Source organism: Arthrobacter sp. Y3223065 (assembly GCF_059090885.1).
In genome coordinates, this window is sequence record NZ_JBNHGC010000002.1 from 68,151 (window position 1) to 94,430 (window position 26,280).

General features: G+C 69.4%; 23 protein-coding genes. 8 read left to right on the plus strand and 15 right to left on the minus strand.

Annotation, left to right across the window (positions count from 1 at the left end; genetic code table 11):
* Window positions 1–42 precede the first annotated feature (42 nt).
* The 10 genes from AC5RUK_RS05195 to AC5RUK_RS05240 all read right to left on the minus strand — a co-directional run bounded on the left by AC5RUK_RS05195 (window position 43) and on the right by AC5RUK_RS05240 (window position 9,251).
* The gene (locus tag AC5RUK_RS05195; protein WP_494151579.1) at window positions 43–897 is read right to left on the minus strand and encodes a DNA-3-methyladenine glycosylase family protein; all 855 of its coding nucleotides are present in this window, start codon (window positions 895–897) and stop codon (window positions 43–45) included.
* 3 nt (window positions 898–900) lie between these two features.
* The gene (locus AC5RUK_RS05200; protein ID WP_493989664.1) at window positions 901–1,293 is read right to left on the minus strand and encodes a universal stress protein; all 393 of its coding nucleotides are present in this window, start codon (window positions 1,291–1,293) and stop codon (window positions 901–903) included.
* 149 nt (window positions 1,294–1,442) lie between these two features.
* Window positions 1,443–2,045: a DNA-3-methyladenine glycosylase I gene (locus tag AC5RUK_RS05205; protein WP_493989663.1), complete on the minus strand. Its 603-nt coding sequence runs from the start codon at window positions 2,043–2,045 to the stop codon at window positions 1,443–1,445.
* Window positions 2,046–2,114: 69 nt separating this feature from the next.
* The gene (locus AC5RUK_RS05210) at window positions 2,115–2,780 is read right to left on the minus strand and encodes an alpha-ketoglutarate-dependent dioxygenase AlkB family protein (protein WP_494151580.1); all 666 of its coding nucleotides are present in this window, start codon (window positions 2,778–2,780) and stop codon (window positions 2,115–2,117) included.
* Entirely contained in the window at window positions 2,777–3,409 is a 633-nt protein-coding gene (locus tag AC5RUK_RS05215) for a methylated-DNA--[protein]-cysteine S-methyltransferase (RefSeq protein WP_494107450.1), read from the minus strand. The genes AC5RUK_RS05210 and AC5RUK_RS05215 overlap by 4 nt, the downstream gene beginning before the upstream one ends.
* Complete coding sequence (locus AC5RUK_RS05220; protein WP_494151581.1) at window positions 3,406–3,930, minus strand: RNA polymerase sigma factor; 525 nt, start codon at window positions 3,928–3,930, stop codon at window positions 3,406–3,408. The genes AC5RUK_RS05215 and AC5RUK_RS05220 overlap by 4 nt, the downstream gene beginning before the upstream one ends.
* A 49-nt stretch (window positions 3,931–3,979) precedes the next feature.
* Window positions 3,980–4,492 carry a methylated-DNA--[protein]-cysteine S-methyltransferase gene (locus AC5RUK_RS05225; protein WP_494151582.1) on the minus strand — a complete coding sequence of 171 codons (513 nt, stop codon included), beginning with the start codon at window positions 4,490–4,492 and terminating at the stop codon, window positions 3,980–3,982.
* Window positions 4,493–4,615: 123 nt separating this feature from the next.
* Window positions 4,616–6,094 (minus strand): aminobutyraldehyde dehydrogenase, encoded by a 1,479-nt coding sequence (locus AC5RUK_RS05230; RefSeq protein WP_494151583.1) that lies wholly within the window; start codon window positions 6,092–6,094, stop codon window positions 4,616–4,618.
* Window positions 6,095–6,105: 11 nt separating this feature from the next.
* Window positions 6,106–7,542, minus strand: coding sequence for an NAD(P)/FAD-dependent oxidoreductase (locus tag AC5RUK_RS05235; protein WP_494151584.1), 1,437 nt, complete (start codon window positions 7,540–7,542; stop codon window positions 6,106–6,108).
* Complete coding sequence (locus tag AC5RUK_RS05240; protein WP_494151585.1) at window positions 7,539–9,251, minus strand: amidohydrolase; 1,713 nt, start codon at window positions 9,249–9,251, stop codon at window positions 7,539–7,541. Before AC5RUK_RS05240 ends, AC5RUK_RS05235 begins: the two co-directional genes overlap by 4 nt.
* A gap of 252 nt (window positions 9,252–9,503) precedes the next feature.
* Here AC5RUK_RS05240 and AC5RUK_RS05245 point away from each other — a divergent pair, with 252 nt between their 5' ends.
* On the plus strand, window positions 9,504–10,547 hold the full coding sequence (locus AC5RUK_RS05245; protein ID WP_494151908.1) for an iron-siderophore ABC transporter substrate-binding protein: 1,044 nt from the start codon (window positions 9,504–9,506) through the stop codon (window positions 10,545–10,547).
* 113 nt (window positions 10,548–10,660) lie between these two features.
* Entirely contained in the window at window positions 10,661–11,929 is a 1,269-nt protein-coding gene (locus AC5RUK_RS05250; protein ID WP_493989636.1) for an MFS transporter, read from the plus strand.
* A 24-nt stretch (window positions 11,930–11,953) separates the two neighbouring features.
* Here AC5RUK_RS05250 and AC5RUK_RS05255 read toward each other — a convergent pair whose 3' ends face one another.
* The 3 genes from AC5RUK_RS05255 to AC5RUK_RS05265 form a co-directional block, all read right to left on the minus strand.
* Window positions 11,954–13,045, minus strand: a complete 1,092-nt coding sequence (locus AC5RUK_RS05255; protein WP_493989635.1) for a GTP pyrophosphokinase — start codon at window positions 13,043–13,045, stop codon at window positions 11,954–11,956.
* Between the two features lie 132 nt (window positions 13,046–13,177).
* Window positions 13,178–14,548 carry an aspartate aminotransferase family protein gene (locus AC5RUK_RS05260; RefSeq protein WP_493989634.1) on the minus strand — a complete coding sequence of 457 codons (1,371 nt, stop codon included), beginning with the start codon at window positions 14,546–14,548 and terminating at the stop codon, window positions 13,178–13,180.
* A 12-nt stretch (window positions 14,549–14,560) separates the two neighbouring features.
* Window positions 14,561–16,054, minus strand: coding sequence for a CoA-acylating methylmalonate-semialdehyde dehydrogenase (locus tag AC5RUK_RS05265; RefSeq protein WP_493989633.1), 1,494 nt, complete (start codon window positions 16,052–16,054; stop codon window positions 14,561–14,563).
* Between the two features lie 155 nt (window positions 16,055–16,209).
* Here AC5RUK_RS05265 and AC5RUK_RS05270 point away from each other — a divergent pair, with 155 nt between their 5' ends.
* The 3 genes from AC5RUK_RS05270 to AC5RUK_RS05280 all read left to right on the plus strand — a co-directional run bounded on the left by AC5RUK_RS05270 (window position 16,210) and on the right by AC5RUK_RS05280 (window position 19,938).
* Window positions 16,210–17,895, plus strand: a complete 1,686-nt coding sequence (locus AC5RUK_RS05270) for a PucR family transcriptional regulator (RefSeq protein WP_494107460.1) — start codon at window positions 16,210–16,212, stop codon at window positions 17,893–17,895.
* A 100-nt stretch (window positions 17,896–17,995) separates the two neighbouring features.
* Window positions 17,996–19,120, plus strand: coding sequence for a glutathione S-transferase family protein (locus AC5RUK_RS05275; protein ID WP_493989631.1), 1,125 nt, complete (start codon window positions 17,996–17,998; stop codon window positions 19,118–19,120).
* 5 nt (window positions 19,121–19,125) lie between these two features.
* Entirely contained in the window at window positions 19,126–19,938 is an 813-nt protein-coding gene (locus AC5RUK_RS05280) for a gamma-glutamyl-gamma-aminobutyrate hydrolase family protein (RefSeq protein WP_494151586.1), read from the plus strand.
* Between the two features lie 120 nt (window positions 19,939–20,058).
* Here the strand turns inward: AC5RUK_RS05280 and AC5RUK_RS05285 are convergent, their stop codons facing one another.
* The gene (locus AC5RUK_RS05285) at window positions 20,059–20,832 is read right to left on the minus strand and encodes a MerR family transcriptional regulator (RefSeq protein ID WP_494151587.1); all 774 of its coding nucleotides are present in this window, start codon (window positions 20,830–20,832) and stop codon (window positions 20,059–20,061) included.
* Between the two features lie 85 nt (window positions 20,833–20,917).
* Here AC5RUK_RS05285 and AC5RUK_RS05290 point away from each other — a divergent pair, with 85 nt between their 5' ends.
* Complete coding sequence (locus AC5RUK_RS05290) at window positions 20,918–21,976, plus strand: DMT family transporter (RefSeq protein WP_494107463.1); 1,059 nt, start codon at window positions 20,918–20,920, stop codon at window positions 21,974–21,976.
* Between the two features lie 44 nt (window positions 21,977–22,020).
* The gene (locus AC5RUK_RS05295; protein ID WP_494151588.1) at window positions 22,021–22,992 is read left to right on the plus strand and encodes a hypothetical protein; all 972 of its coding nucleotides are present in this window, start codon (window positions 22,021–22,023) and stop codon (window positions 22,990–22,992) included.
* Between the two features lie 13 nt (window positions 22,993–23,005).
* Here AC5RUK_RS05295 and AC5RUK_RS05300 read toward each other — a convergent pair whose 3' ends face one another.
* Complete coding sequence (locus AC5RUK_RS05300; protein ID WP_494107465.1) at window positions 23,006–25,039, minus strand: acyl-CoA dehydrogenase family protein; 2,034 nt, start codon at window positions 25,037–25,039, stop codon at window positions 23,006–23,008.
* A 164-nt stretch (window positions 25,040–25,203) separates the two neighbouring features.
* Here AC5RUK_RS05300 and AC5RUK_RS05305 point away from each other — a divergent pair, with 164 nt between their 5' ends.
* Complete coding sequence (locus tag AC5RUK_RS05305) at window positions 25,204–26,241, plus strand: LLM class flavin-dependent oxidoreductase (RefSeq protein ID WP_494107466.1); 1,038 nt, start codon at window positions 25,204–25,206, stop codon at window positions 26,239–26,241.
* Window positions 26,242–26,280 lie beyond the last annotated feature (39 nt).

Below are 26,280 nucleotides of genomic sequence, written 5' to 3' on the forward strand. Positions count from 1 at the left end.
CGCTCCCGCCCCGCGCCGGGCAGCCGGGACAGGGCGGTTTTCCTAAGGCAAGTAGGCCGAGGCGGTCCAGAGGTGGAAGACGGCGTACGCCCGCACCGGAGACCACGACCGGCCGAGCGCGCGGGCCTCGGTGGCGGTCTCCACTCCGAGGGCCCGCCGCAGCACCAGATCGCCCTCAGGATAGGCATCGCGGTCGTGCAACGCCCGCATGGCAAGGTACTCGACCGTCCACGGGCCGATGCCGGGCAGCGCCAGCAGGCGGCGGCGGGTGTCGGCGTGATCCGTGTCCGGAGACAGGTCCAGCCCGTCCGCGCAGGCTTCGGCCAGGATTTGGACGGTCCGGGCGCGGGCACCGGTCAAGCCGACGGCATCGCGGACGGCGTCGGGGCCGGCGGCGGCCAGGGCAACCGGTGTGGGGAAGAGCACCAGGCCGGTGCCGGACCGGGAGCCGAAGGCAGAGACCAGCCGGGCCGTGAAGGTGCGGGCCGCGGCCAGCGAGACCTGCTGGCCGATCACGGTGGAGACGGCACCCTCGAAGCCGTCCGGGTAACCCAGGATCCGCAGCCCGGGACGGTCAGCGAGCAGCGGCCCGAGGACCGGATCGGCGCCCAACGCCGCCGCCACCCGCTCCGGTTCCAGGTCCAGGTCGAGCCAGCCGCGCACCGCCGTCGTGATTTCGCTCAAGGCGGCGGGGGAATCGCTGCCGATGTCCAGGCCGACGGCGTCGGGCGACAGGGTGGCGGTGACCGGCACCGGGCCGGCGCTGGTACCGAACAGGCGGGTGCAGGTGCCCGCCGCCATATCGACGGTTTCGATGCCGGGGACCGCATGGGCGGCCAGGGCAGCCAGAGCGGCGGAGGAGTCGAACGGCGGAAGCAGCGGCAGGCCAACCTGCATGGGTCAGCGGGCCTTGACCGCCAGGACCGGGCAGTCGACGGTCAGCAGGATCTCCTGGGCGGTGCTGCCCATGATCAGCTTGCCCACCGGCGAGCGCCGGCGCAGGCCGATGACGAGCAGTGAGACCGAGAGTTCTTCGACCAGTTCCACGATTTCGGCCACGGCGTCCTTGCCGCGGACGAACTGCTTGAACTCTGCTTCCAGGCCGGAGTTGTACAGTTCTTGCTGCACCCAGGCCGCGTCGTGGGGGTCAGCGAACGACTCGTCCTTCTGCGTCCCGCCCGGGCTGGCGTTGACGACCACCAGCTTCTCATTGGTCTGGGTGGCCATCTGAATGCCCTTGCTCAGGGCGGCACGGCCCTCGGGACGCGGGGCGTAGGCAACAAGAATCGTCAACGTGCTCTCCTTACCGGATAACTCCTGCGGCGCCGGCATCCGGTCGAACATGCACGTCCGGTTCCCCCGAAGCCAGCGGGTGCACTTCATTGTGGCACGCATCTCACGGTGCGGCGGATGCGTGAAGTGATTGTGAAAGCGAGCGGGCGTTAGTTCCAGACGCCGGACGAGCCGCGGCGGTGGCTGTCCACCAGGTGGGTGTCGATCATGCCGATGGCTTCCATCAGGGCGAACATGGTGGTGGGGCCGACGAAGGCGAAGCCGCGCTTGCGCAGCGCCTTGGACAGGGCGACGGACTCCGGCGATGTGGTGGGCACGTCCTGGATGTGCCGCGGGGCCGGTGTTTCCTCCGGCTGGAACGACCAGACGAAGTCGCTCAGGCCGCCTTCTGCGCGCAGTTCAATGGTGGCGTTCGCATTGGTGATGGCGGCGCGGATCTTGGCCCGGTTCCGCACGATTCCGGCGTCCTGCATCAGCGCCTCGACGTCGTCTTCGGTGAACGCGGCGACGGTGTCCACGTGGAAGCCATGGAACGCTTCTCGGAAGGCCGGGCGTTTGCGCAGGATCGTGGCCCACGAGAGCCCGGCCTGGAAGCCTTCCAGCGTGATGCGCTCATAGACGCCTTGCTCGCCCCGGACCGGCATGCCCCATTCGGTGTCGTAGTATTCGCGCAGCATCGGATCCGTGGCGGCCCACGCCGGCCGGGCCAGGCCGTCCTCGCAGAGGACTACGCCGGAAGCGGTTGTCTCCATGGTTCGATTCTCTCCTACCGTGGCGCCGCCCGCAGTCGCTCCTGACACGCTGTGGAAAACCGCGAACCCTCACCCCAGTCCGGTCACCCGCATGGTCAGGTTCAACCGGCCGCCGGTCAGCCCGCAGGCGGGATCGGCGGTGCCCGGGTAGATCCTGGGCACGCCGTGGTAGGCAAACCGGGCCGGTCCGCCGAATACGAACAGATCCCCGGAGCGCAGCCGGAGGTCGGTATACGGTTTGGTTTGCGTCTCGGTGTTGCCGAAGCGGAACAAGCAGTCGTCACCGACGCTGAGCGATACCACCGGGAAGTCCGCCTGTTCGTCCTTGTCCTGGTGCATGCCCATCTTGGCGGTGTCGTCGTAGAAGTTGATCAGGGCCGTATCCGGCTCGTAGCCTTGCCCCGCGGCGGGATCCCCCGAAGCGTCGGCCAAGGCCAGCCTGCCCCACTCGGCGAGCCAGCCGGGGAACTCCAGCACGCGAGCGCCGTTCACGTCGTCGGCGGTGCGGGTGTACTTGTACGGTGCCCAGTGCCAGCCCAGGCACAGCGTCCGCACGCTCATCTCGTGGCCGCCCGGCAGCTTGGCCGCGCGGTAGGGGACCGGTCCACGGCCGAACTCCCGGCAGGCTTCGACCAGTTCGCGCTGCTGCGCCACGGTCAGCCAGCCCGGCACATGCACCGCGCCCGGAGCGATCTCGCGGGGGCCGGCTGGAGCGTCGTCGAACAGCGTGCTCACGCCGCCGCCTCCAGGCCCAGCAGGTAGGCCTTCGCCTCCGGCCCGCCGAGGTAACCGCCGAAGGCGCCGTCCGAGCGCAGCACACGGTGGCAGGGCACGACGACGGGCAGCGGGTTGGTGGCGCAGGCGCTGCCCACGGCGCGCACCGCCTTGGGATTTCCGACGGCGGCGGCCACCTGCGCGTAGCTTTCTGTCCGGCCGTAGGGGATTTCGGGCAAGTGCCTGAGCACGTCCGCCCGGAATCCCTTGGACAGCCGGCGGTCCAGCCGAAGGTCGAAGGAGCGCCGCAGGCCGGCGAAGTATTCATCCAATTGCCGCGCGGCGGCCTCAAGCCGGGCCGGAGCATGCAGGATCCTGGGGCTGACCCTGGCAGCCAGGCCGGCCAGCACAGCATCGTGGTTTTCGCCCTCGAAGGCCACGCGGACCAGTCCTTCGTCCGTCGCGGCCAGCAACAGCTGCCCGAGCGGCGTGTCGGCGGTAGCGTAGGCCAGGTCGAGGGTTCCTGCGGCAGCGGCCTCGCGTTCCAGCCTGGCGTGCAGCCGCTCCAGCAGCGCCGGATCCAGGCGGGTCAGCACGTCCAGCCCGGGGCCCGGCGTGGCGTCCCGGGCCGCCGATTGTGCGGTGGTCATCGCATAACTCCTTCACTCGCGTGATGTGTGGCAGCCCCCACGGCCTGCTCCCGGCCACTGCGGTACAACGCCCGAAGCCTGGCGATGCCGTCGGCGGCTGCGCGCCGGACGGCTCCGGTCGTGGATCCGGTGATTTCGGCGGCTTCGGCATACGGCAAGCCGGCCAGGTAATGCAACGCGACCGCTTCGCGTTGCCTCAGGGGCAGGGCCGCGACGGCCTGGCGCAGTTCGTCGTCGTCATTCCCGGGGATACCCAGCGTTGACGGTGACTCGGGCAGGTACTCTGCCGGCACCGGAGTGCGCGCCCGCCGCCGGACGACGTCGATGGCCTTGCGGTGGGCGATGGTGACCAGCCAGGCCTCATGGTTTGCGGCGGCGGGCAGCCCCGGATAGGCCCTGAGCGCAGACAAGAAGGTCTCGGACCAGGCATCCTCGGCGTCCGGCCCGGGACCCAGCACCACCCGGCAGATGCGCAGCACGGTGGGGCCGTGGTCGCTGACCAGTTGCTCGAAGGGCTTCATCTGCACGCCTTGTAGACGCTCGCCGGGCGCATTCCGTGAGGTGGGCGCATCAGAAAAGCTTGCCCGCTTTCACGTCCGCCGGCTCTTCCAGCTCCAGCAGGAAGCGCTTCCGTTCCAGCCCTCCGGCATAACCCACCAGCGAGCCGTCCGCTCCGAGCACCCGGTGGCACGGCACCACGATGGACAGCGGGTTTTGGCCGTTGGCGTGGCCCACGGCCTGGGCCAGATGCGGGTCGCCCAGCGAGGCTGCCACCTGTCCGTAGGAGCGGGTCTGGCCGTAGGGGATCTGCCGCAGCAGCGCCCATACTTTCAGCTTGAGGGGGTCGCCCTTCGGCGCCAACGGCAGGTCGAACTCGGTACGCCGGCCGGTGAAAAACTCGTCCAGTTGCTCAGCGACTGCTGCAAAGACCGCGTCGAAGCCGACGGCGGTGCGGTCGCCGAAGGTGGCGGGGGCCGGCATCCGCTTGTGGCCGGGGAAGTAGAGCGCGGTCAGCGACCCGTCCTCGGCGACGGCCGTCAGCTCCCCGACCGGGGTGTCGATGAGGGTGTGCATGCGGGTCATGGCGCTCCTTCGTCCGCTTTCATTCTCTCCTGTGCAGACGTTCCGGCGCGCGTTAAGGTGAGTCCCGCGCTACCGTTCCGACGTCCTCCGGGCGGGGCAGCGTGGCGGGGCGGGGGGTCCCGGTCAGCCGCGGTAACGGAACACCGTGTCCTGCCATTCCTTGTGCGCGGCCGGGTCGCTGCCCATGCTCACGTGCTTGATGTTCGTGTAGTCCTCCAGTGAATACGCGGACATGTCCTTGCCGAAACCGGAGGCCTTGTACCCGCCGTGCGGCATTTCGGAGACGATCGGGATGTGGTCGTTGATCCAGACGCAGCCGGCCTGGATGTCGGCCGATGCGCGCAGGGAACGGGCCAGGCTGCTGGTCCACGCGGAGGCAGCCAGCCCGTACTGGGTGTCATTGGCCAGCGCGATGCCCTCGCCGTCGGTGTCGAACGGAATCGCGGTCAGTACCGGGCCGAAGACCTCGTCGCGGACTATTTCCGCATCCTGCCCGATGCCGGTGACCAGCGTGGGCCGGTAGTACGCACCGTCCGCCAGTTCGGCGCCGGGAGCCGCGCCGCCGGCCAGGACCTTCGCCCCCGCGTCCCTGGCCCGGTCCACGAAACCCGCCACCTTGTCCCGGTGCCCGCGGCTGATCAGGGAGCCCATGTCGGTGGCTTCGTCGGTCGGGTCGCCCACCACCACCAGTTCCATCAGCTCGGCCACCCGTGCGGTGAAAGCGTCGAACAGCGGCCGCTGGATGTACGCGCGCGTGGCGGCGGTGCAGTCCTGGCCGCCGTTGATGGTGCAGCCGGCCACCGCTCCGTGCGCGGCGGCGTCCAGGTCCGCGTCGTCGAACACCACGAACGGTGCCTTGCCGCCCAGCTCTAGGTGCACGCGGTTCCCCCGCGCCGCCGCCAGCGCCATGATGCGGCGTCCGACGGCGGTGGAGCCGGTGAAGGACGTCATGGCCACATCCGGGTGGGTCACCAGGGCCTCGCCCGCTTCCCGGCCGCTGCCGGTGACGATGTTGACCACGCCGTCCGGTATGCCCGCCGCGGCCGCTGCTTCGGCGAAAATCAGGCTGGTGCCCGGCGTGAGTTCGGAGGGCTTGAGCACAATGGTGTTGCCGGCGGCGATCGCCGGCAGGATCTTCCACGCGGCCATTTGCAGCGGGTAGTTCCACGGCGCCACGGAGCCCACCACGCCGATCGGCTCGCGCCGGATCATCGAGGTGCCGCCGGTGCCGTATTCGCCGGCCGCCACTCCTTGCAACTGGCGGGCCGCGCCCGCGAAGAAGGCCGCGTTGTCGACGGTCCCGGGAACGTCGAACCCGGTGGCCAGGCGGATGCTCTTGCCGGTTTGCGCGGTTTCGACCGCCGCCAACTCCGCCGCCCTGCGCTCCAGTTCGGCCGCCAGTTTTAGCAGGGCCTCGGAACGTTCGGCAGGCGTCGCGCCCGCCCAGGACGGAAAGGCGGTTTTCGCGGCCGCCACGGCGTCGTCCACGTCGGCCCCGGAAGCATAGCGGATGGTCTCCGCGGCCTCTCCGGTGGCCGGGTTGACGCGTGTGGCACGCTCTCCGCGGCCTTCGCGGAGTCCGCCGTCGATGTACTGGTGCATTCTTGTCTCCTTTACGAGTCGAAGCCCATGCCGGCCGCGTCCATGGCTTTCAGCCAGGGGCCGCGTCGTCCCCGGTTGCGGTCGGCGCGGATCAGGGCAGCGGTGGTGAGCTTGATGCCGAGCCAGGCGAGCGGCTCGGGCGGGAACGGCAGCGGCTTCCGCCGCACCAGCTCCAGCTCCGTCCGTTCGGTCGGCCGGCCGGACAGCAGGTCCAGCATCACGTTGGCGCCGAAACGCGACGCTCCCACGCCGAGGCCGGTAAAGCCGGCGCAATAGGCCACCCGGCCGGCGCAGGCGGTGTCGAAGAAGGAGAAGAAGCGGCTGCAGGTATCGATGGCGCCGCCCCAGGCGTGGCTGAAGCGCACGTCGGCCAGCTGCGGGAAGGTGGCGGCGAAGTGTGCGGCGAGGCGGCGGTAGGTTTCCGGGCGCTGTTCGTGGCCGTGCCGGAGCGACCTGCCGTAGTGGTAGACCGCGTCGTAGCCGCCGAACAGCATCCGGTCCTGCCCGTCGGCATCGGTGGTCAGCCGGTAGTAATGGAACCGGTTGTCGTTGTCGGAAATGCCAAACCGCTCCGACCAACCCAGCGATTCCCGTTGCCCGCCCGTCAGGGGTTCGGTCATTAGCGCGTAGTCGTACACCGGGACGGTATGCAGCCGGGTGCGCGCCAGCAGCGACGGGAAGGCATTGGTCGCCAGCGCGACGCGTCCGGCGGCCACGGAGCCGGCGTCGGTGCGCAGCAGGATGGATCCCGCCCGTTGGGACAGGGAGCGTGCCGGCGTGTGTTCAAAGATCTCGACGCCGGCGCCCAGGCAGGCGTCGCGCAGTCCCCAGGCGAGTTTCGCGGGGTGCACCATCGCCGTTCCCCGCCGGTCCCGCAACCCCGCCCGGTAGGCGGGGGAGGCCACCTGCTGTTGGACGGCAACCTGGTCCAGGAACTCCAGCGCGGGGTCCTCGGCGGCCTCCTCGGCCAGCCAGGTGACGTGGTGCTCTTCGGTGGCCACGGACAGCGTGCCGGTGCGTTCAAAGCCGGCGTCGATCCCGTACCGGGCCAGGCTCTCTTCGATCTCGTCCAGGTTCTGCAGACCCAGCTTGTCCAGCAGTTCGTTTTCGCCGGGGAGGTGTCTCTGCCCGTTCGCGCTCCCGTGGGTCAGGCTGGCCTCGCAGAAGCCGCCGTTGCGCCCGGACGCGGCCCAGCCGATGCGGTTGCCCTCCAGGAGCACCACCGAGCGGTCCGGGTCCCGCTCCTTGGCCAGCAGCGCGGTCCACAAGCCGGTGTAGCCGCCGCCGACCACCGCCAAATCCGCCGTCACCGGGCCGCGCAACGCCGGCAGCGGTTCGGGGCGCGAGGGATCATCCAGCCAGTACGCCGTCGGGGACGCCCCGGCCAAGGCGGCGTCGAGGCGGGCGGCCGGGATCTGTTCTTCGGCACGGTCGTAGAACGTTTTCACGCCGGCACCCCCTGTCGTTCGAAGACCGGCTGGCCGGCCACCAGGGTCATGTCGGTGCCGACGGTGTGCAGCTCCGCCGGCGGCAGGCTGAACGGGTCGGCGGTCAGCACCGCCAGGTCGGCCGGCGCTCCGGGAACAATCCGGCCGCCGTCGTCATGGCGGTTCAGCCACGCAGAGCCGGAGGTGTAGGCGGCCAGCGCCGTCTGCAGGGACAACGCCTCGCCGGGAAGCAGCGGCCCGTCCGAGCCGTCGTCCGGGTGCCACCGGTTCACCGCCACGTGGATGGCCTGCCAGGGATCCGGCGTGGACACCGGCCAGTCCGAGCCCATCGCGAGCCGGGCGCCGGAGGCGGCCAGGGACGCGAAGGGGTACTGCCAGCCGGCCCGTTCCTCGCCGATCAGCGGCACCGTCAGCTCGCGCATCTGTGCGTCGTTGCAGGCCCAGAGCGCCTGCAGGTTCGCGGTGATGCCCAGTTCGCCGAAACGGGCGATGTCGGCGGGGTGGATGATCTGCAGATGCGCCATGTGGTGCCGGCCGCTGCCGGGGCCGTTCGCGTGCCTGGCCCGCTCGACGGCGTCGAGTCCCTCCCGCACGGCACGGTCGCCGATCACGTGCAGGTGCAGGTCGAATCCGGCGGCATCCAGTGCCGTCACCACTGCCCCCAGAACGTCCTTGGGCAGATAGGTCAGCCCGCGGCTCGCCGCCGGACTGGCCGCCGCGTCGCCGCGGGCCGCAGGGTTTTCGTGTCCTGCCGCGCCGGCACAGGCACAGGGTTGCAGGTACGGCTCCAACATGGCCGCGGTCCTGTTCTCCGGCACCCCGTCCACCATGATCTTGGCGCTGGTGGTGCGGAAACCGGCCGCCGCATTTTGTTCCCGGCGGGCGATGAACTCCGCGACCAGGTCGGGGACCGACGCCAGGCTGGTGCTCCGCGGCACCCAAAGGGCTCCGGCGGCGCGGCCGGTCAGCAGGCCCTCGTCCCACAACGTCCGGTACGCGGCGCTGGCCTCCGGATAGCCGGCATAGTCGCCCAGGATCGCCTCCTGCCACCCGGTTACGCCTACCGAGTGGAGGTAGCGCTGGGCCTCCAGCAAGCCGGCCCGCATGTCCTCGGCGGTCGCGCGCGGGATGACCCGGTTGACCAGATCCATGGCGCCTTCGTGCAGGGTTCCGTCCGGGCTTCCGGCAGCATCGCGCTCCAGCAGGCCGTCCTTCGGGTCGGGGGTGGCGGCATCGATGCCGGCCAACTCCAACGCACGGCTGTTGACCCAGGCGCTGTGGTGGTCCGCGTTGACCAGGTAGACCGGGCGGTCCGGGACCACCGCATCCAGCGCCTGCCGGGTCGGGTAGCCGCCCGGGAAGTCCGACTTGTGCCAGCCGCCGCCGGTGATCCACCCGCTGGTGCTGGACGAGGCGAACGCGGCTATCCGGGCCAGCACTTGGTCGGCCCCGGTGCAGAGGGACAGGTCGCAGCCCAACCGTTCCATCCCGGCCATCACGGCGTGCACATGGGCGTCGGTGAAGCCGGGCGCCAGCAGCCTTCCGCGCAGGTCCACGACGGTGGCATGCGGCCCCGCCGCTGTCCGGGCTTCGGCGTCGGTTCCGATGGCGGTGACCACCCCGCCCGTGACGGCAACCGCCGTGGCTCCGGGCAGCAGGCGCAGCCCATCGAAGATCCTGCCGGAGTGGAATATCCAGTCTGCCGCCATGGCCGCTCCTCTGACCCGGCCGGTGCCGGAAATGAATGGGTTTCACTTATGACACAGCCGGCCGGTCCCTTTGTCAACGGTTTTGCCGGAGTTCCCCGGGAAGGTGCGGCCCCCGGCCTCGCTCGGCCCGGCCCGCCGGGCCTCGGCGTCGGAATACGCAACGAAGTAGTTGCTGAATCCGTGTGAGCGTAGGCTACCCTTACTTTTGTTCGTTTCCCTTGATTCGAGGAGGCCCCGGTGGCCCTTTCACGCATGCGCGGGCTGGCTGCTGCCGCCGCCGTCGTCCTGATGTCCCTGACCGCCTGCTCCACCGGTCCCGCCGGCGGAGGTTCCGTGGGCGGCCCGTCGGCCGCGGCGTCGGATCAGTTCCCGGTGACGGTTGAACACGCCTTCGGCGAGACCGTGATCGAAGAACAGCCCGAACGCGTGGCCACCGTGTCCTGGGTCAACTCCGACGTGTCGCTGGCGCTGGGCGTGGTTCCGGTCGGCATGCCCAAGGAGGACTGGGGCGGAAACGAGAACGGGTCCACCCCGTGGCGGGACGCCAAGCTGGAGGAGTTGGGCGCCGCGATCGGCAGCGAGAACGCGCCCACGCTGTATTCCGAGGCGGACGGCATCGCCTTCGACGAGATTGCCGAGCTGGCCCCCGACGTCATCCTGGCCGCCTACTCCGGGCTGACCCAGGAAGACTACGACACGCTCAGCAAGATCGCCCCGGTCGTCGCGTACCCGGAGACTCCGTACGGCACCGACTGGCAGGATTCCACCCGGCTGATCGGTCGGGCGCTGGGCCGCAGTGCGGCCGCCGAGGACCTGGTGGCCGAGACCGAGCAGGCCATCGTGGCCAAGGCCTCGGAGTACCCGCAGCTGGCTGGCAAGAGCTTCATCTACGGCAACCTCGAACCGGCCAAGGGCGACGGCGTGAACGTCTACACTGCCAACGACAACCGGCCGAAGTTCCTCACCAGCATCGGCATGGTCCAGGCGGACGTGGTCACCGAGGCCACCGCCGGCTCCGACGAGTTCTTCATTCCGTGGTCGGCCGAGAAGGCCAACGAGCTGGAATCCGATGTCTTCGTGACCTGGGTGCCGGATGACAAGACCGCCGAGCAAATCACTACGGACCCGCTGTTGAGCCAGATCCCGGCGATCGAAGACGGTGCGCTGGTGGCGGACTCGGACAATACGCTGACGCTGTCCATTTCCGCCGCGTCGCCGCTGAGCCTGCCGTGGGCGCTGGATACCTTCCTGCCCATGCTCGCCGAGGCCGCCGACGCGGCCGACGCCGCCAAGTAGCCTGCGGCCGCCGCCCCGGTACGACGGCGAGGGGCACCCTCCGCGCGGATTGAGCAGTGCCGGCGCGGGCAGGGTGCCCCTCTGCCTGTCCAGTCGCATAAGGTTGCCGGAGATTGCCTATCGCGGAAGGGGTGGGGGTGGTGAAGACCCGCGGGTCCAGCCGGGCGATGTCGGCCGGGCTGCTGATTGCCGGCATCCTGCTGGTGGCAGCCAACCTGCGCCCGGTGCTGACCAGCGTCGGCCCGCTGCTGGACCAGATCGGCGCGGACACCGGACTGGGAACCACCGCCCTGGGTGTGCTGGCCGCAATCCCGCTGCTGGCCTTCGGCGCGGTGTCCCCGCTGGCGCACGGACTGAGCGAAAAGTTCGGCGTCGAGCGCACGGTCTTCGGTGCCCTGATGCTGTTGGTCGCCGGGACGTTCCTGCGGCCGGTTCCCGGTACCATCGCGAATCTGTGGATCGGCACCTTCCTGGTCGGTGCGGCCATCGCCGTCTGCAACGTGATGCTGCCCGCGCTGCTCAAGCGCGACTTTCCGGAACGGATGGCTTCGCTCACCGGCGCCTATTCGGCCGTGCTGGGCGGCTGCGCCTCCCTCGGGGCAGGCCTCGCGGTGCCGCTGGCGCTCGTTCCGTTCGGCGGCGGACCGGCCGGTTGGCGCTTCGCCCTGACGGCCTTCGTGGTGCTGGCGGTGCCGGCCGTGCTGCTGTGGCTGCCCCGCCTGCGGCGCAGCGACGCGGCCGCAGAGCGGGCCCGTGGCGCCGCCGCCGCGCCGGCTCTGGTCCGCGGTTCGGTGTGGAGGTCCGGCCTCGCCTGGCACGTGACGGTGTACATGGGCCTGCAGTCGATGACCTTCTACATTCTCATCACGTGGCTGCCCACCCTGGAACGCTTCCACGGCCGCGGCGACCTGGCCTCCGGCTGGGACCTCATGCTGTTCCAGCTGATCGGGGTGGTATCCAGCCTGCTGACCCCCGTTGCCTTGCGCGGGTCGACCCAGCGCCTGGCCGCTTCTCTGCCGCCCCTGCTGGTGGTGGCCGGCGGCCTGGGCATCATGCTGATGCCGCAGGTCATGCTGTTCTGGGTGCTGGTGGCGGGCTTCGGCTGCGGCAGCTCCCTGGTCACCGCGCTCTCGCTCTTCGGCCTGCGCACCCGCACCCACCGCGAAGCCGGCGCCCTCTCCGGCATGGCTCAGTCGATCGGCTACCTGCTGGCCGCCGCCGGCCCGCCGATCTTCGGCGGGCTCTTCGCCGCCACCGGCGCCTGGGAGACCTCCCTGGCGATGCTATGCCTCATCGCCGTGGGGCAGGCGGCCATCGGGCTGCTGGTTGGACGGGATCGCTTCGCCTTCGCACCGGTGAGCCCGGCAGCGCCGGCCGGGTGAGCCCCCGGGAGCCCGGCGGGCCGCCTACATGCCTTGGCGGTAGGTCTCCAGCTGCCGGAACCGGCGCTGCAGCGATTCGCGCCGGTGCACGTCCTCGCCCGCGGTGAGCTCGATGTGGCGGCGGCCGAAGCGCCACAGCAGCAGGTCGTCCAGCAGACGGTCCGGTCCGGGGGAGTAGCGGTGTTCCAGGGCGGCGCGGACATCCGTGATCGTTTCCGGGTTCAGCAAAGCAGCCAACTCGGTCGTGGTTTTCAGGCCGTGCGCCGCCAGCAACTCCGCCGCCCAGCCCCAGTCGTCGTCGGACTTGCGGTCCACGTGCGGCAGCAGGGTCTGCCAGACCTCGCGGACCCGGCGAGGGGTCAGCGGCGCCGCACCTTCGCCCTCTTCGTCCCAGTAGCCGGTAACGGTTTCGTAGCGCTCGTGGAGTTCGGCGAAGGCCGATTCGACTGCCTCCAGCATGGCGGCCGTAGCCGTGAACTGCCGGTCGAAGTAGGGGCTCCAGGCCCGCGGGTCAGAGGACTTGAAGCGGATATCGTGCTCCAGTTCCGACCACGCGTGCGAAAGGATCGTACGGATCTGGACCTCGAAGAGGTAGCTGCCGGTGGCGCGGGCCGGTTCGCCCAGGGCCTGCTGGTAAGCCTTTACCGTGTTGTTCTGCAGCGTGCGCATGATCAGGTGGCGGCTGGCGTAGCCATAGGTGCCGGACTCGATCGAGCCGATGTCCTTCTCGCGGTCGGCACGGCAGTCGAAGTCGCTGCGCTGCCGCTTGATCAATGCTGCGGCCTCCCGGATTTCGTGAGGCAGGCTCACGATCACCCGGACGCCGACCAGATCGTGGATCTCTCGCAAGGGATCCGGAAACTCCAGCGCCGGGGCACCGCCCGGTTCGGCAGGCTGCAGCATCCGCGACGCTTTATCCCGGAACGATTCAACGCTTTTGGTCCGGGCGGTGATGAACAGAGGCGTCAGTTCGGCAGTGCGGAAGATGTCCCGGATGCCAGACTGCAATTGGGACGTGACGGTTGCCAGCGCCGGGCGCACCCGCTCGTACTGCGCGGTGTTGGCCTCCACCTGTGCACGCAACCGCTCGTCCAACCGGTCCCAATGAATGCCCATGCGCGCCTGGCTCTCCTGCGGTAGGTTCGTGCGGTAAATGAACAACCTACCAAAACAGCGGTCGCGGAACGTATCCGCAGGAGGCAGGGAGCGAACTGCGGGCCAGCGCCGAACGCGCGCAGCCCCGCGCACTCAGCCCGCGGCGTGCGTGTCCGCCACCTCCAGCACCTCGTCCAGGATGGCCAGGCCGGTGCGTGCATCCTCCGGGCTGATGTTCAGCGGCGGCACCACGTGGATCCGGTTGAAGTTGGCGAACGGCAGCAGACCCCGCTGCCGGCAGGCCGCAACCACCTCGTTCATTTCCGGGCTGGAGGAACCGTACGGCGCCAGGGGCTCGCGCGTGGCCCGGTTGCGCACCAGTTCCACTGCCCAGAAGGCCCCGACGCCGCGAACCTCGCCGACCGACGGGTGGTTTGCCGCCAGCTCCGCAAGCCCCGGGCCGAACACCGTGGTGCCCAGCTCCGCCGCATGCTCGACCATCTTTTCGTCCCGCATGGCGTTGATCGTCGCCACTGCCGCGGCGCAGGCCAGCGGGTGCCCGGAGTAGGTCAGCCCGCCGGGGTAGGCGCGTTGGGCGAAGGTCGCGTAGATCTCCTCGGAGATCGCCACGCCGCCCAGCGGCACGTAGCCGGAGTTGACGCCCTTGGCGAAGGTCAGCAGGTCCGGCACCACGTCGGCGTGCTGGATGGCGAACCACTTGCCGGCACGGCCGAACCCGGCCATCACCTCGTCCGCGATGAACACGATCCCGTACCGGGTGGCCAGCTCGCGGACGCCCCGGAGGTAGCCGGGCGGGGGCACCATGATGCCCGCGGTGCCGGGAATCGATTCCAGCACGATGGCCGCAATGTTGGCCGCTCCCTCCAGCTGGATCGTGGTTTCCAGGTGCTCCAGCGCGCGTTGGCATTCCTGCGCCTCGTCGGCGGAGTGGAACTGGCTGCGGTACAGGAACGGGGCGTGGAAGTGGACCGTGCCGGCGTTGCCGTAGTCGTTCGCCACCCGCCGCGGGTCGCCGGTGATATTGACCGCCAACGCCGTTCCGCCGTGGTAGGAGCGGTAGGCGGAGAGCACCTTGTAGCGACCGGTGTGGAGCCGGGCCATCCGGACCGCATGCTCCACGGCATCCGCGCCGCCGTTCGTGAAGAAGATCCGGTCCAGGTCGCCCGGGGTCAGTTCGGCGATCAACCGCGCCGCCTCGGACCGGGCGGCGTTCGCATGCTGGGGCGCCACCGTGCACAGCAGCCCGGCCTGCTCCTGGATGGCCGAGACCACCTTGGGATGCTGGTGGCCGATATTCGTGTTGACCAGCTGCGAGGAGAAGTCCAGCAGCCTGTTGCCCTCGCCGTCCCAGACCCAGGAACCTTCCGCCCGGGTGATAACCATGGGCGTGATCTGTTCCTGGGCGGACCAGGAGTGGAACACATGCTGCCGGTCCAGTTGATAGGCGCGGCGGCCGGCTTCCAGCTCCGCCGGGCTCAACGGGGTGCCTGTGGTGGTGGTCATCGCTCTCTCCTCTTAGATGTTCTGCGGGAAGCCCAGGTTGATGCCGCCGTGGCTCGGATCCAGCCAGCGCGTGGTCACGACCTTGCCGCGGGTGAAGAAGTGCACGCCCTCGGAACCGTGTGCATGGCTGTCACCGAACAGCGAGTTCTTCCAGCCGCCGAATGAGTAGTACGCCATGGGCACCGGGATCGGCACGTTGATCCCCACCATACCCACCTGCACCTCGTTCTCGAAGCGCCGGGCGGCACCGCCGTCGTTGGTGAAAATCGCGGTGCCATTGCCGTACGGATTGTCGTTGATCAGCGCCAGTCCTTCGTCGTAGCCCGGCACCCGCACCACTGACAGGACCGGTCCGAAGATCTCGTCCGTGTAGATGGACATCTCCGGCGTCACCCGGTCGAACAGGGTCGGGGCCAGGAAGAAGCCGTCGCCCTCGGCATCCGGCTCCACCGTGCGCCCGTCGAGCACCAGTTCGGCGCCGGCTTCGGCACCTGCCGCGATGTAGCCGGCCACCTTGTCGCGGTGAGCCGCCGTGATCAGGGGCCCCATGTCCGTGCCGCGCAGGCCGTCGCCCACGCGCAGCTTCGCGGTCCGCTCGGCGATCTTGGCCACCAGTTCGTCCGCGACCGACTCCACGGCCACCACCGCGGAGATCGCCATGCAGCGCTCGCCGGCCGCGCCGTAGCCGGCGTTGACCGCCGCATCCGCGGCAAGGTCCAGGTCGGCATCGGGAAGCACCAGCATGTGGTTCTTGGCCCCGCCCAGCGCCTGCACCCGCTTGCCGGAGGCCGTGCCGCGCTCGTACACGTAGCGGGCGATCGGCGTCGAACCGACGAAGGAAACGGACTTGATCTCCGGGTGCTCCAGCAGGGCATCCACGGCTTCCTTGTCGCCGTGGACCACGTTGAACACGCCGTCGGGCAGCCCGGCTTCCTTCCACAGCTCGGCCATCCAGTTGGCGGCCGTGGGGTCCTTTTCGCTGGGCTTCAGCACCACGGTGTTGCCGCTGGCGATCGCCACCGGGAAGAACCACATGGGTACCATCGCGGGGAAGTTGAAGGGCGAGATGATCGCCGCCGGCCCCACCGGCTGCCGGACCGAGTGCACGTCCACCTTGGTGGAGGCGTTCTCGGTGTAGCCGCCCTTGAGCAGGTGCGGGATGCCGCAGGCGAACTCCACGACCTCCTGCCCGCGCGACACCTCGCCGAGCGCGTCGTCCAACACCTTGCCGTGTTCGGCGGTGATGATGGCGGCCAGCTCGCCCTTGCGCGCGTTCAGCAGCTCGCGGAAGTTGAACAGGATCTGCATGCGGCGGGCCAGCGACGTATCGCGCCAGGCCGGGAACGCTGCCGCTGCCGCCTGCACCGCTTGATCTACGACGGCGGTGCTGGCCAGGGCGACGCGGGAGGAAACTTTGCCGGTGGCCGGGTTGGCCACGTCGCCGAGCCGGCTGTCGGCCTGCGGGGCCGTGTAGGTCCCCTCGATCCAGTGTTGGATGGTCTGCATGATGCTCCTTCTTCGCGGCTTCTCGTGATTGCACGCACACAGCCTGCGGCGAACCGAGGAGGTGTGCGTGGGTCTTCCCCTATCGTCCGGCGACTCGGGCGGTGGCACCACTGACACTCTGTCGGTTTAAGAGCTTTGCGACTTACACTGTGTCAATGCAGCTGAACGTGCGGGATGTCCTCGACCTCGAGGTAGTGCGGGCCGGCGGCCCCGAAGTCCTCTCGGGCGCAGACGCCTTGGCCACGCCTGTCCGCTGGGTCCATGTGGCCGAGCTGAGGAGCCTTGCCGGCCTGCTGGAGGGCGGCGAGTTGGTCCTGACCACCGGCCTGGCGTTCGAGGACTCAGCCACCGAAGCGACCCGCTACCTCGCCGAGCTGGCAGCGGCAGGGGCCGCCGCCGTCATCGTCGAAATTACTGCCCAGAGACCGCAGGCCGCCGCGGCACTGCGCGAGGCCGGCCGCACCGCAGGCCTGCCGGTCATCCTGGTGACCCGCCGCATCCGCTTCGTGGAGGTCACCGAGGTGGTGCACCGCATGCTGGTGGCCGGGCAGCTGGCGCAGCTGGAGCGGTCGCGCCAGGTGCACGAGGTATTCACCATGCTCAGCTTGGAGAACGCCCCGCCGGAGGAGATCGTGGCCCGGGCCGCCGAACTGATCGGCGCCCCCGTGGTGCTCGAAGACGTGGCGCATCTGGTGCTGGCCTTCGCCACGGCCGGCGTGCCCGCTTCGGAACTGCTCGACGGCTGGGCCGAACGGTCGCGCCTGGTGCACTATCGTGAGGAGACGGTCCGGGCCGGTTCGGCGGGTTGGCTGCAGGCGCCGGTAGGACTGCGCGGCCAGCGCTGGGGCCGGCTGGTGGTGCCGGTGGCTGGCGAATCAGAGGGCGGACCGGCAGCCGGCGAACCCTCGGTCGGCGGTCCCTCGTCGGGGGACCCTTCGGCCGGCGGGCGGGCGGCAGGAAATGCCGGAACCGCCGCAACTGCCGACGCCGACGCCGCCATGGTGCTGGAGCGGGCGGGCCAGGCCCTGACCATCAACCGCATGGCGGAACGGGACCAGCGCGAACTTTCCCACCAGGCCCGCTCCGGCCTGCTGCACGAACTCCGCCGGCCCGGTGCACTGGAAGAGAGCGAAGCCCTGGCCAGGGCGGCAGCCCTGGGGCTGGCGTCCGCCCCGGTCTACCTGCCGGTGGTGTTCCAGTTGGCCCGGCCTGCCGCCGAAGAACCGATCGAACTCCAGCGGCGGGAACGGGCGCTGCTGGACCTGCTGAACAGTGTGGCCGCGGCCGCCCGGGTGTCGGCGCTGGCAGCGAGCCTGCAGGCCGGCTCCATCGGGCTGCTGGTCTCGGTGCCGGCCAGGCAGCTGGAAGACCCGGTGCTGGAACGGCTGTGCGGCCAGTTGGCCGAGCAGACCGACCCCGACTGGACCGTGGGGGTCGGCCGCGGCCGGCCGGAGCTGCTGGCCGCTGCGGCGGGGATGGATGAAGCGGCGCATGTGGCCGAATCCGCGGCCGGGCTGGGCACCGGAAAACGGTTCTACCGCTCTTCCGACGTCCGGATGCGCGGCCTGCTCTCCCTGCTGCGCGACGATCCGCGCGTGGCCGCCTTCGCGGACGCCGAACTCGCCGCCATCGCCAACGACCGCGACGCGCTGGACCTCCTGCAGCGGTACCTGGAGGCCGGCGGCAACAAGGCCCGGCTGGCGCGCGACGGTTACCTCAGCCGCCCAACTCTTTATGCCAGGCTGGCCCGCCTGCAGGAGCAGCTCGGCGTCCCGCTCGACGACGCCGAGTCGCGGGCTTCGCTGCACGTGGCCCTGCTGCTGCACAGGATGCGCAGCTAACCCGACGCAGCAGACGCAGGGCGGCGAGGATGAGCCCCGGCCCCTTGCGCCGGCTCAGGCCCCTTGCCACCGGACGCCGACGGGCCGATATGGTGGAGGCATGAGCCAGAGCAGTGACACGGCAGAGTTCAGCACCAAGGGCGCCTACATCCAGGGCGGCGGGGAATTCGACCGGGACACCAACTACATCGAGGACCGGATTGTCGCCGATCCCGAAGCAGTCCGGGCCTCGAACGGTCCCACCGGCGGCACGATCGGCAACCCGAACGGCGGCCTCGGCGACGGGGCCACGGCCTGGCCGGTGGAGGCCGGCCGATATCGGCTGGTCGCGGCCCGTGCCTGCCCCTGGGCCAACCGCGCCATCATTGTCCGGCGCCTGCTCGGGCTGGAGGACGCCATCTCGCTCGGACTGCCCGGTCCCACCCATGATGCCCGCTCCTGGACCTTCGACCTGGACCCCGGCGGCCGCGACCCGGTCCTCGGCACCGAGCGCCTGCAGGAGAACTACTTCAAGCGCTTCCCGGACTACCCGCGCGGCATTACCGTGCCGGCCGTCGTGGACGAGGCGAGCGGCGCCGTCGTCACCAACGACTACCCGCAGATGACGCTGGACTTCTCCACCGAGTGGAAGGAGCACCACCGCGACGGCGCGCCGGACCTGCTGCCCGCCGACAAGCTCGACGAAATGCAGCCGGTCATCAAGCGGATCTACACCGAGGTCAACAACGGCGTGTACCGCTGCGGGTTCGCCGGATCGCAGGAAGCCTACAACGCGGCCTACGACCGGCTCTGGGTGGCCATGGACTGGCTGGAGGAGCGCCTGACCAGCCGGCGCTACCTCATGGGCGACACCATCACCGAGGCAGACGTCCGCCTCTTCACCACGCTGGTCCGCTTCGACGCCGTCTACCACGGCCACTTCAAATGCAACCGGAACAAACTGGACGAAATGCCGGCGCTGTGGGGTTACGCCCGAGACCTGTTCCAGACCCCGGGCTTCGGGGACACCGTCGACTTCGTGCAGATCAAGCAGCACTATTACATCGTGCACGAGGACATCAATCCCACCCGGATCGTCCCGCAGGGCCCCGACCTCTCCGGCTGGCTGACCGATCACGGCCGCGAGGCCCTCGGCGGCAGCCCCTTCGGGGACGGCACCGCGCCGGGCCCGGTACGCGAATCCGAACGTGTCACCGCCGGCCACAACCCGCTCTACCCCGCGTAGCCGCTGTGTCCCTCCGGCTGGATGACGACGGCGGTGCCCGCGCCGAGCCACGCACCGCCGTCGGGCGTCCCGGCCCCCGCACCGGCCATCCCCGTATTGCCGTCAGCTACGCCCAGAACGCCCCGTCCCATCCCGCCTGGTTCTCGGACGTGCTGGCCGGGCTGGCGGGGCATGCGGCCGCAGGCCTGAAAGCCGCGGGCGCGGATCCCGTCGTCGTGAATTCGGCGTCGGGCCACGTCTTCAGCGCCCTCGACTATGACGGCGTGGTCATCCTGGGCGGCGGGGACGTGGATCCCGCCCGCTACGGTGGCGACAGCGACGAAAAAACCGTCCACGGCGTGGACACCGCCGCCGACGAGACCGAGATTGACCTGGTCAAGGGGGCTATCGCGAACGGCCGGCCGGTCCTCGGCATCTGCCGCGGACTCCAGCTGATCAACGTTGCTTTCGCCGGCACCCTCTTCGAAGACCTGGGCCCGGAATCGTTCCACAAAATCCATCGGCCTCAGCCGCCCATGGCCAGCCATCCGGTGCGGATCGCCCCCGACAGCCTGCTGGCGGCGGCGCTCGGCACCGGAGAAGTGGCGGTCCAGTCCGGCCATCATCAGGCGGTGCGCCGGTTGGGTGACCGGCTTCGCGTCGTGGCAACTGCGGCCGACGGGGTGGTGGAAGCCGTGGAACTCGCCCGCCCCGATGAAGGCTGGCTGCTGGCGGTCCAGTGGCACCCCGAAGAACCCGGATCACCCGAAGGGCAGTTCCGGGCATTGCTCGAGCCGTTCGTCGAGGCGTGCCGGAAGACGACCGCAGGACTGGGCTGACCAGGGCGGGCTGCGGAGCCGGTTGGCGGAGCGGTGGCCCGGAGCGGTTGCGGACTTTGCCTCCACAGGCTCCGGGGTGGGAACCCGGCAGTTGAGCCCGTCCCGCTGAGGCTGGGGGGCCTAAGCCAAATGCTTCTCGGCGTAGGCCTTCATGGCATCCCGCACGAAGGACGCGCCGGCGTTGCCGCCGTAATTGGCGCCGAACCGCGGGTCGGCCACGTACATCTCGCCAAGGCCGGTGAAGTAACCGTAGGAGACCTGCTGGCCGCCGTTGGCGCTGGAAAGCCAGTCGAACTGGCGCTGCGCCAACGCCTGCGCCTCCGCGCTGTCGGCGGCGACCCCGGCTTGGCTGGCGGCGACCCAGTCGGCGATCAGCTGGCCGGACCGTTCCGTCCAGGCCTTCCGCTCCGCGCCGGACATGCCGCGCCACCACCTGTCGCCCCTGGCATAGGCGTCCTTGCCCCAGCGCGCTTCGACCTCCTCCTTGTACTGCGTGTGGTCGAATCCGTCGAACATCTCACTGGCCACGAGATCTTCGCCCCTTTCTGTCTTGTCGATGGTGGTCTTGACGGAGGCAATCTGCCTTTCCAGCCGATCACGCTCCTGCATCAGAAGTTCCAGATGGCCGCGCAGGGCCGCTGACGCGTCCCGGGCGCCCTCGAACACTTTGGTGATCTCCGGCAGCCCCAATCCGAGTTGGCGCAGCAGCAGGATGCGTTGCAACCGCAGCAGGGCTCCGTCGTCGTAGTAGCGGTAGCCGTTGTGGCCGATGCGGCTCGGTTCGAGCAGGCCCATGTCTTGGTAATGCCGCAGGGTCCTGCTGGTTGTTCCTGCCGCCTTGGCGACCTCCTGGATGGAGTATTCGGCCCGATCGAGCTGCGGTGCTGTTCCCATGACAACCACTATGGAGGTTGACGTAACGGCAAGGTCAAGTGGGTCAAAGAGACGGGATTCTTGCCGTCCGGGATAGCATCGGCACGTGCACTCCGACCGGCCCGCAGATTCTCCCCGCGACACCGGCGGCGGTGCCTACCCACCCGGCGGGCAGAGCGCGGCGCGCCGCCAAAGCATCCGGATGGCCGGGCCGCTCGCGTTGTTCCTGGCGATGGTCGCGGGAGTCGGGCTGGCCATGCAGAGCCGCCTCAACAGCCAGTTGGGCATCGAGCTTCGGGACCACGTGGGAGCGGCCCTGGTGAGTTTCGGTACCGGGTTCGCGGCCGTTCTGCTCTTCACGCTGGTGCACCCGTCGGTGCGGGCAAAGTTGCGTGCCGTTCCCGGGCTCCTGCAGCAGCGTGCCTACCCCCGCTGGTACTTGGCGGCCGGCGTTGTCGGCGCCTTCTATGTGTTCGCACAAGCAGCCACCGTCGGGCCGATCGGGTTGTCGCTGTTCACCATCGCCATCGTGTCCGGACAAATGGCTTCCGGCCTCCTGATGGACCGCTGGGGAATCGGGGCCGGACGGAAAATCGAGGTCAGCGGTGCCAGGTTTGCCGGCGCCGCCCTGGCTTTCCTGGCCTCGCTCATTGCCGCCAGCGCCCACCTGGGTTCATCCAGTTCCGCGGGGCTGCTCGTACTGTTCATGCTGATCCCGCTGGCGGCCGGGTTGATGCAGAGCGTGCAGCAAGGCGTCTTGGGCCAGATCGGCGCGGCACACGGCAGCCCGGTGATTTCCACGCTGCTGAACTTCGGGGTAGGGACCGTCGCGCTGCTGGCGGTCTGGGCGGTCCAGGCGGTGTTTACCGGGCGGGCCGACCTGGTGACCGGGGACTGGTGGTTGTACCTGGGCGGGCCGCTCGGAACCTTGATCCTGGCCGCCGCCACCGTCGCGGTGGCCAGCACCGGCGTGCTGTTGACGACCTTGACGGTGATCGGCGGGCAGCTGGTGGGTGCACTGGTGTTGGATCTTTTCTGGCCGTCCGTGGGGAGCGCGGTCGGTCCGCAAACACTGGTGGGCATCGGGTTGACGGGCGCGGGGCTGCTGATTGCTGCCCGTTCCGGCCGGTCCCGCCGTCCCGGCCGCGCACGGCAGGCAGGCTGAGCGCCGAAGATCGGCGGGCGGGCGTGCGGCGCTACCATGGCCCAATGGACGACGGCGGTGCCTCGATGGGCCCGATGCGCTCGGTCTTCGGCGCGGATCCGGAGAGCCGCGCGGCGCTGGCCGTCCTGCACATGTTGCGCGAACTGGAGCCATGGCTGCTGCGGGACGACGCCGTCGTCGAGCGGGGGTCCCCGCTGGCGCTGCTGGACGATCGATTCGCCACGGTCCAAAGCGTGAGCAGCCTGCTGCGCCAGTCCCTGGCCGCGGCGACCGACAATGTGTTGGCGCTGCGCCGGCTGCTGTTCGAGGAACAGGGGGAGCAGGAGCAAGAGGAGCACGGGCAGCACCCGGAGCAGGAGAAGCCCGGGAAGCCCGGGAAGCCCGGGAAGCCCGGGCCACCGGGGCAGCACGGGACCGCGGCCTACCGCGTGCACACGCACTCGCCGTACTCGCTGGTGCGAACGGTCATCGAATGCACCTCCACCGTGCTGTGGGCGCTCCTGCCCGACGACGGCACTGAGCGGGCGCGGCGCAGCCTGGTACTCATTGCCCGCGACGTCTTCAATGCCGCGTCGTTCTGGGATGCGTATCTGGCCGATCTTCGGCCGGAACGGCATGCCCGGGCAATGGATTACTTCAACGGGCGGCGCCGTGCGGTCAACGAGGCCGCGGAGTCGCTGCAGCTGCCGCCGGTCTTCGCCCGCAAGGCCGACGGTTCCTGGGGTTACGCCACCAAGAACCGTACGCAAACCTCCATCCTGAAGGACCTGCGGGAGGAGGATCTGCCGCCGTCGTTGATGTATGTCTGGCAGTTCTGCAGCGGGCATTCACACGGGCTGGAGTGGGCCTCCGCGAAGGGATCCCGGTATCCGGATCCGTTCAGCGAATCCGGCACCGAGGAGTTCCGGCCCGGGAGCATGCAGCAATTGCAGCGGATGTGCGAGGTGTCGCTGGGCCTGGTGCCGCGCGCTTGGGACGTTTTCGATGCGCAACGCCGGGTGTGGCCCTTGCTCTGAGCCTCGGGAGGAATCAGCGGTAGGAGCGGTGCAGGTTTTCCTTGGCGGAGGCGCCGCCCGGGTGCTCGGAAATCCACGGTCCGGTGCCCTCGGATGGGTCCAGCACGCCGGTTTCCAGCCAGGCGTAGTCGCCCGCCAGCACATGCGAGGCCAGCCTGGCGTCGCTGGAGTCGGAATTACGCCAGAGTTCGCCGAAGAGCCGGCCGATCCGCTCCCTGGACTGCAGGCAGAAGGCGTCGGCCAGCTGGTAGGCCGACTTGCCCTGGGCGGCGTCCTGGCTGCGCAGCAATTCGGCGTGGCTGCAGCAGGCCGCCATGGCAAAGAGTTCGGCACCGATGTCCACGATCCTGCCCAAGAAGGCCTGCCGCTTCTCCAACCCGGCCTGCCACCGGCCCATCCCGAGGAACGTCTGCCGGGCCAGCCGGCGGGAGGACCGTTCGATGAACCGCAGGTGCCGGGCCAGCAGGCCGAAATCGTTGTACGACCGCGGGTCCATGCCTCGGCCGGCGAGCAGTTGGGGGAGCCATCTGGCGTAGAAGCTGCTGGCGCCCAGGGCCGCCTTCGCCTTGGCTTGGGCGCCGGCGTCGGGCGAGGCGAGGTCTCCGGCCGCTGCCAGGTGGGCGTCGACGGCCTCGCGGGCAATCAACAGGTGCATGATTTCGGTAGAGCCTTCGAAGATCCGGTTGATCCGCATGTCGCGGAACGCTTGTTCCGCCGGAACGGCGCGCTCGCCGCGGGCAGCGAGTGATGCGGCGGTCTCGTAGCCGCGGCCGCCGCGGATCTGGACCAGCTCGTCGGCTATCCTGCAGGCGAATTCGCTGGACCACAGCTTGGCCAGTGCCGCTTCAATCCGGATGTCCTTCATCCCGGCATCGGCGAGTCCGGCGGACAGCTCAAAGACGGCGTTGAGGGCGAAGGAGCTTGCGGCGATGAAGGCGATCTTTTTGCCGACCGCCTCGTGCTTGCCCACGGGTTTGCCCCACTGCACCCGGGCATTGGACCATTCGCGGGCGATCTTCAGGGACCACTTGCCGTTCGCGGCGCAGAGCGCGGGGATGGACAGGCGGCCCGTATTCAGCGTGGTCAAGGCGATCTTCAGGCCCTGGCCTTCGCGGCCCAGGCGGTTGGCCACGGGGACGCGGACGTTGTCGAACCGGGTCACGCCGTTTTCGATGCCCCTCAGGCCCATGAAGGCGTTGCGGTTTTCCACCGTGATGCCGGGGGAATCCGCTTCCACCACAAAGGCGGAGATGCCGCCGCGCTGTCCGTCATGCTCCGGGACCTTGGCCATCACCACTACCAGTTCCGCTATCACCCCGTTGGTGGTCCACAGCTTGCTGCCGTTGAGCAGGTACGCTTCGCCGTCTTCGGTGGGCGTGGCGGTGGTGCCGAGCCGGGCGGGGTCGGATCCGACGTCGGGCTCGGTGAGCAGGAACGCCGTCACGGCGCCGGCCGCGCAGCGGGGCAGGTATTCCCGCTTCTGCTCCTCGGTGCCGAAGACCTTCACCGGTTCGGGAACGCCAATGGACTGGTGGGCCGAGAGCAGCGCACCGACCGAGGGGTGCACGGAGCCCAGCAGCATCAGGGCGCGGCCGTAATAGAGCAACGACAGTCCGAGGCCGCCGTATTCGACCGGGATCTTGATGCCGAACGCGCCGAGCTTGGCCAGGCCGGCAAGGTACTCATCCGGGATCTTCGCGTCGCGCTCGATCCGCGCACCGTCCATGGTGCGGGCATACTCCTCCAGCTTTGCCAGGAACGACTCGCCGGCCTCGCGCTCGGACGGTTTCGGCAGCGGATGGGGATGGATCAGTTCCAGTTCGAAGCGGCCCATGTACAGGCCCTTCGCGAAACTCGGCCGGTTCCATTCGGTTTCGCGGGCTGCCTCGGCGAGTTCCCTCGCCTCCCGCTCGCCGGTCTCGGCCGGTCCGGCTGTCCCTGCTTCGGCCGGCAACGGTCCCGCGTCGGGCGCCGTGCCGGCTTGCCCGGCCTTCGCTCCGGCACCGGCGGCGCGGGCGGCAGTTGTCTGGTCGGTCTCGGCGCTCATGGCAGTCCCCTTCGACGCGGGCCTGCGGGCTCCAGGCCCTGTGCTGTTCCCTCATGTTACTGCCCGGTAGCCCTTTTGCCGAGGGGGGAGTCGGGATCCCGGGAATATCCGTGAATAACTGAAGCTTCAAGTAATCAGTTATTGCACGCTACCCCGGGAGCACCATGGACTTTGGCATCTTTACCTTCGGCGAGCTGACGCGAGGCCCGGGCGGCGAGGCGCTGTCGCCCCGCCGGCGCCTGGAGGAGCTGGTTCAACTGGCCAAGATTGCCGACCAGGCCGGCATCTCGTTCTTGGGGCTCGGCGAGCACCACCGCAAGGACTTCGCAATTTCGGCACCGGAAATCGTTTTGGCTGCCATTGCCCGTGAGACCACCAACCTGCGTCTGGCCACGGCGGTGACCGTGCTGTCCACGCAGGACCCGGTGCGCTTGTTCGAGCAGTTTGCCACGCTGGACCTGCTCTCCGGAGGACGCGCCGAGATCATTGCCGGCCGCGGCGCCTTCACCGAGTCCTATCCGCTCTTCGGGTACGACACGGCCGATTACGACGGACTGTTCGAAGAAAAGCTCCAGTTGTTGCTGGCCGCCCGCGGACAGGAAAACCTGAGCTGGAACGGCACGTACCACCACAGCATTCGGGGCATGGACGTGGCGCCGCGGCCGCTGCAGGAAAGCCTTCCGGTCTGGGTGGGCGTGGGCGGCACGCCTTCTTCCTTTGAGCGGGCCGGACGCCTGGGGTTGCCGCTGTACCTGGCGCTGCTCTCCGGTCCGCAGCACTTCGTCCGGCACATTGAGTACTACCGTGAATCCGCCGCAGCCCACGGGCACGATCCGGCCACGCTGCCGGTGGGAACGGGCGGCCATTTTTTCGTCGCTCCGACCTCGCAGCAGGCGCGCGACACGTTCTACCCGTACTACCGCGCGTACTTCGAGCAGAACATGCCGCGGCCTGCCGGGCATTTTCCCCGCGAGACCTTCGAAGCCTGGGCCGGCCCGGGCGGGGGCCTGCTGGCCGGCAGTCCGCAGGAAGTGATCGACAAGATCATGGAGCAGTACCAGCTGTTCGGCCACGACCGCTACATGGCGCAGGTGGGCCTGGGCGGGCTGCCGTTCGCGGACACCGCCCGGTCCATCGAACTCCTGGCCACCGAAATCATGCCGGTGATCCAGCGGGAAACCCATCCGGCCAAGCAGCCCTAGCGCGCCCTGGCCCGGGGTGTAACGCGCCCGGGGGTTGAC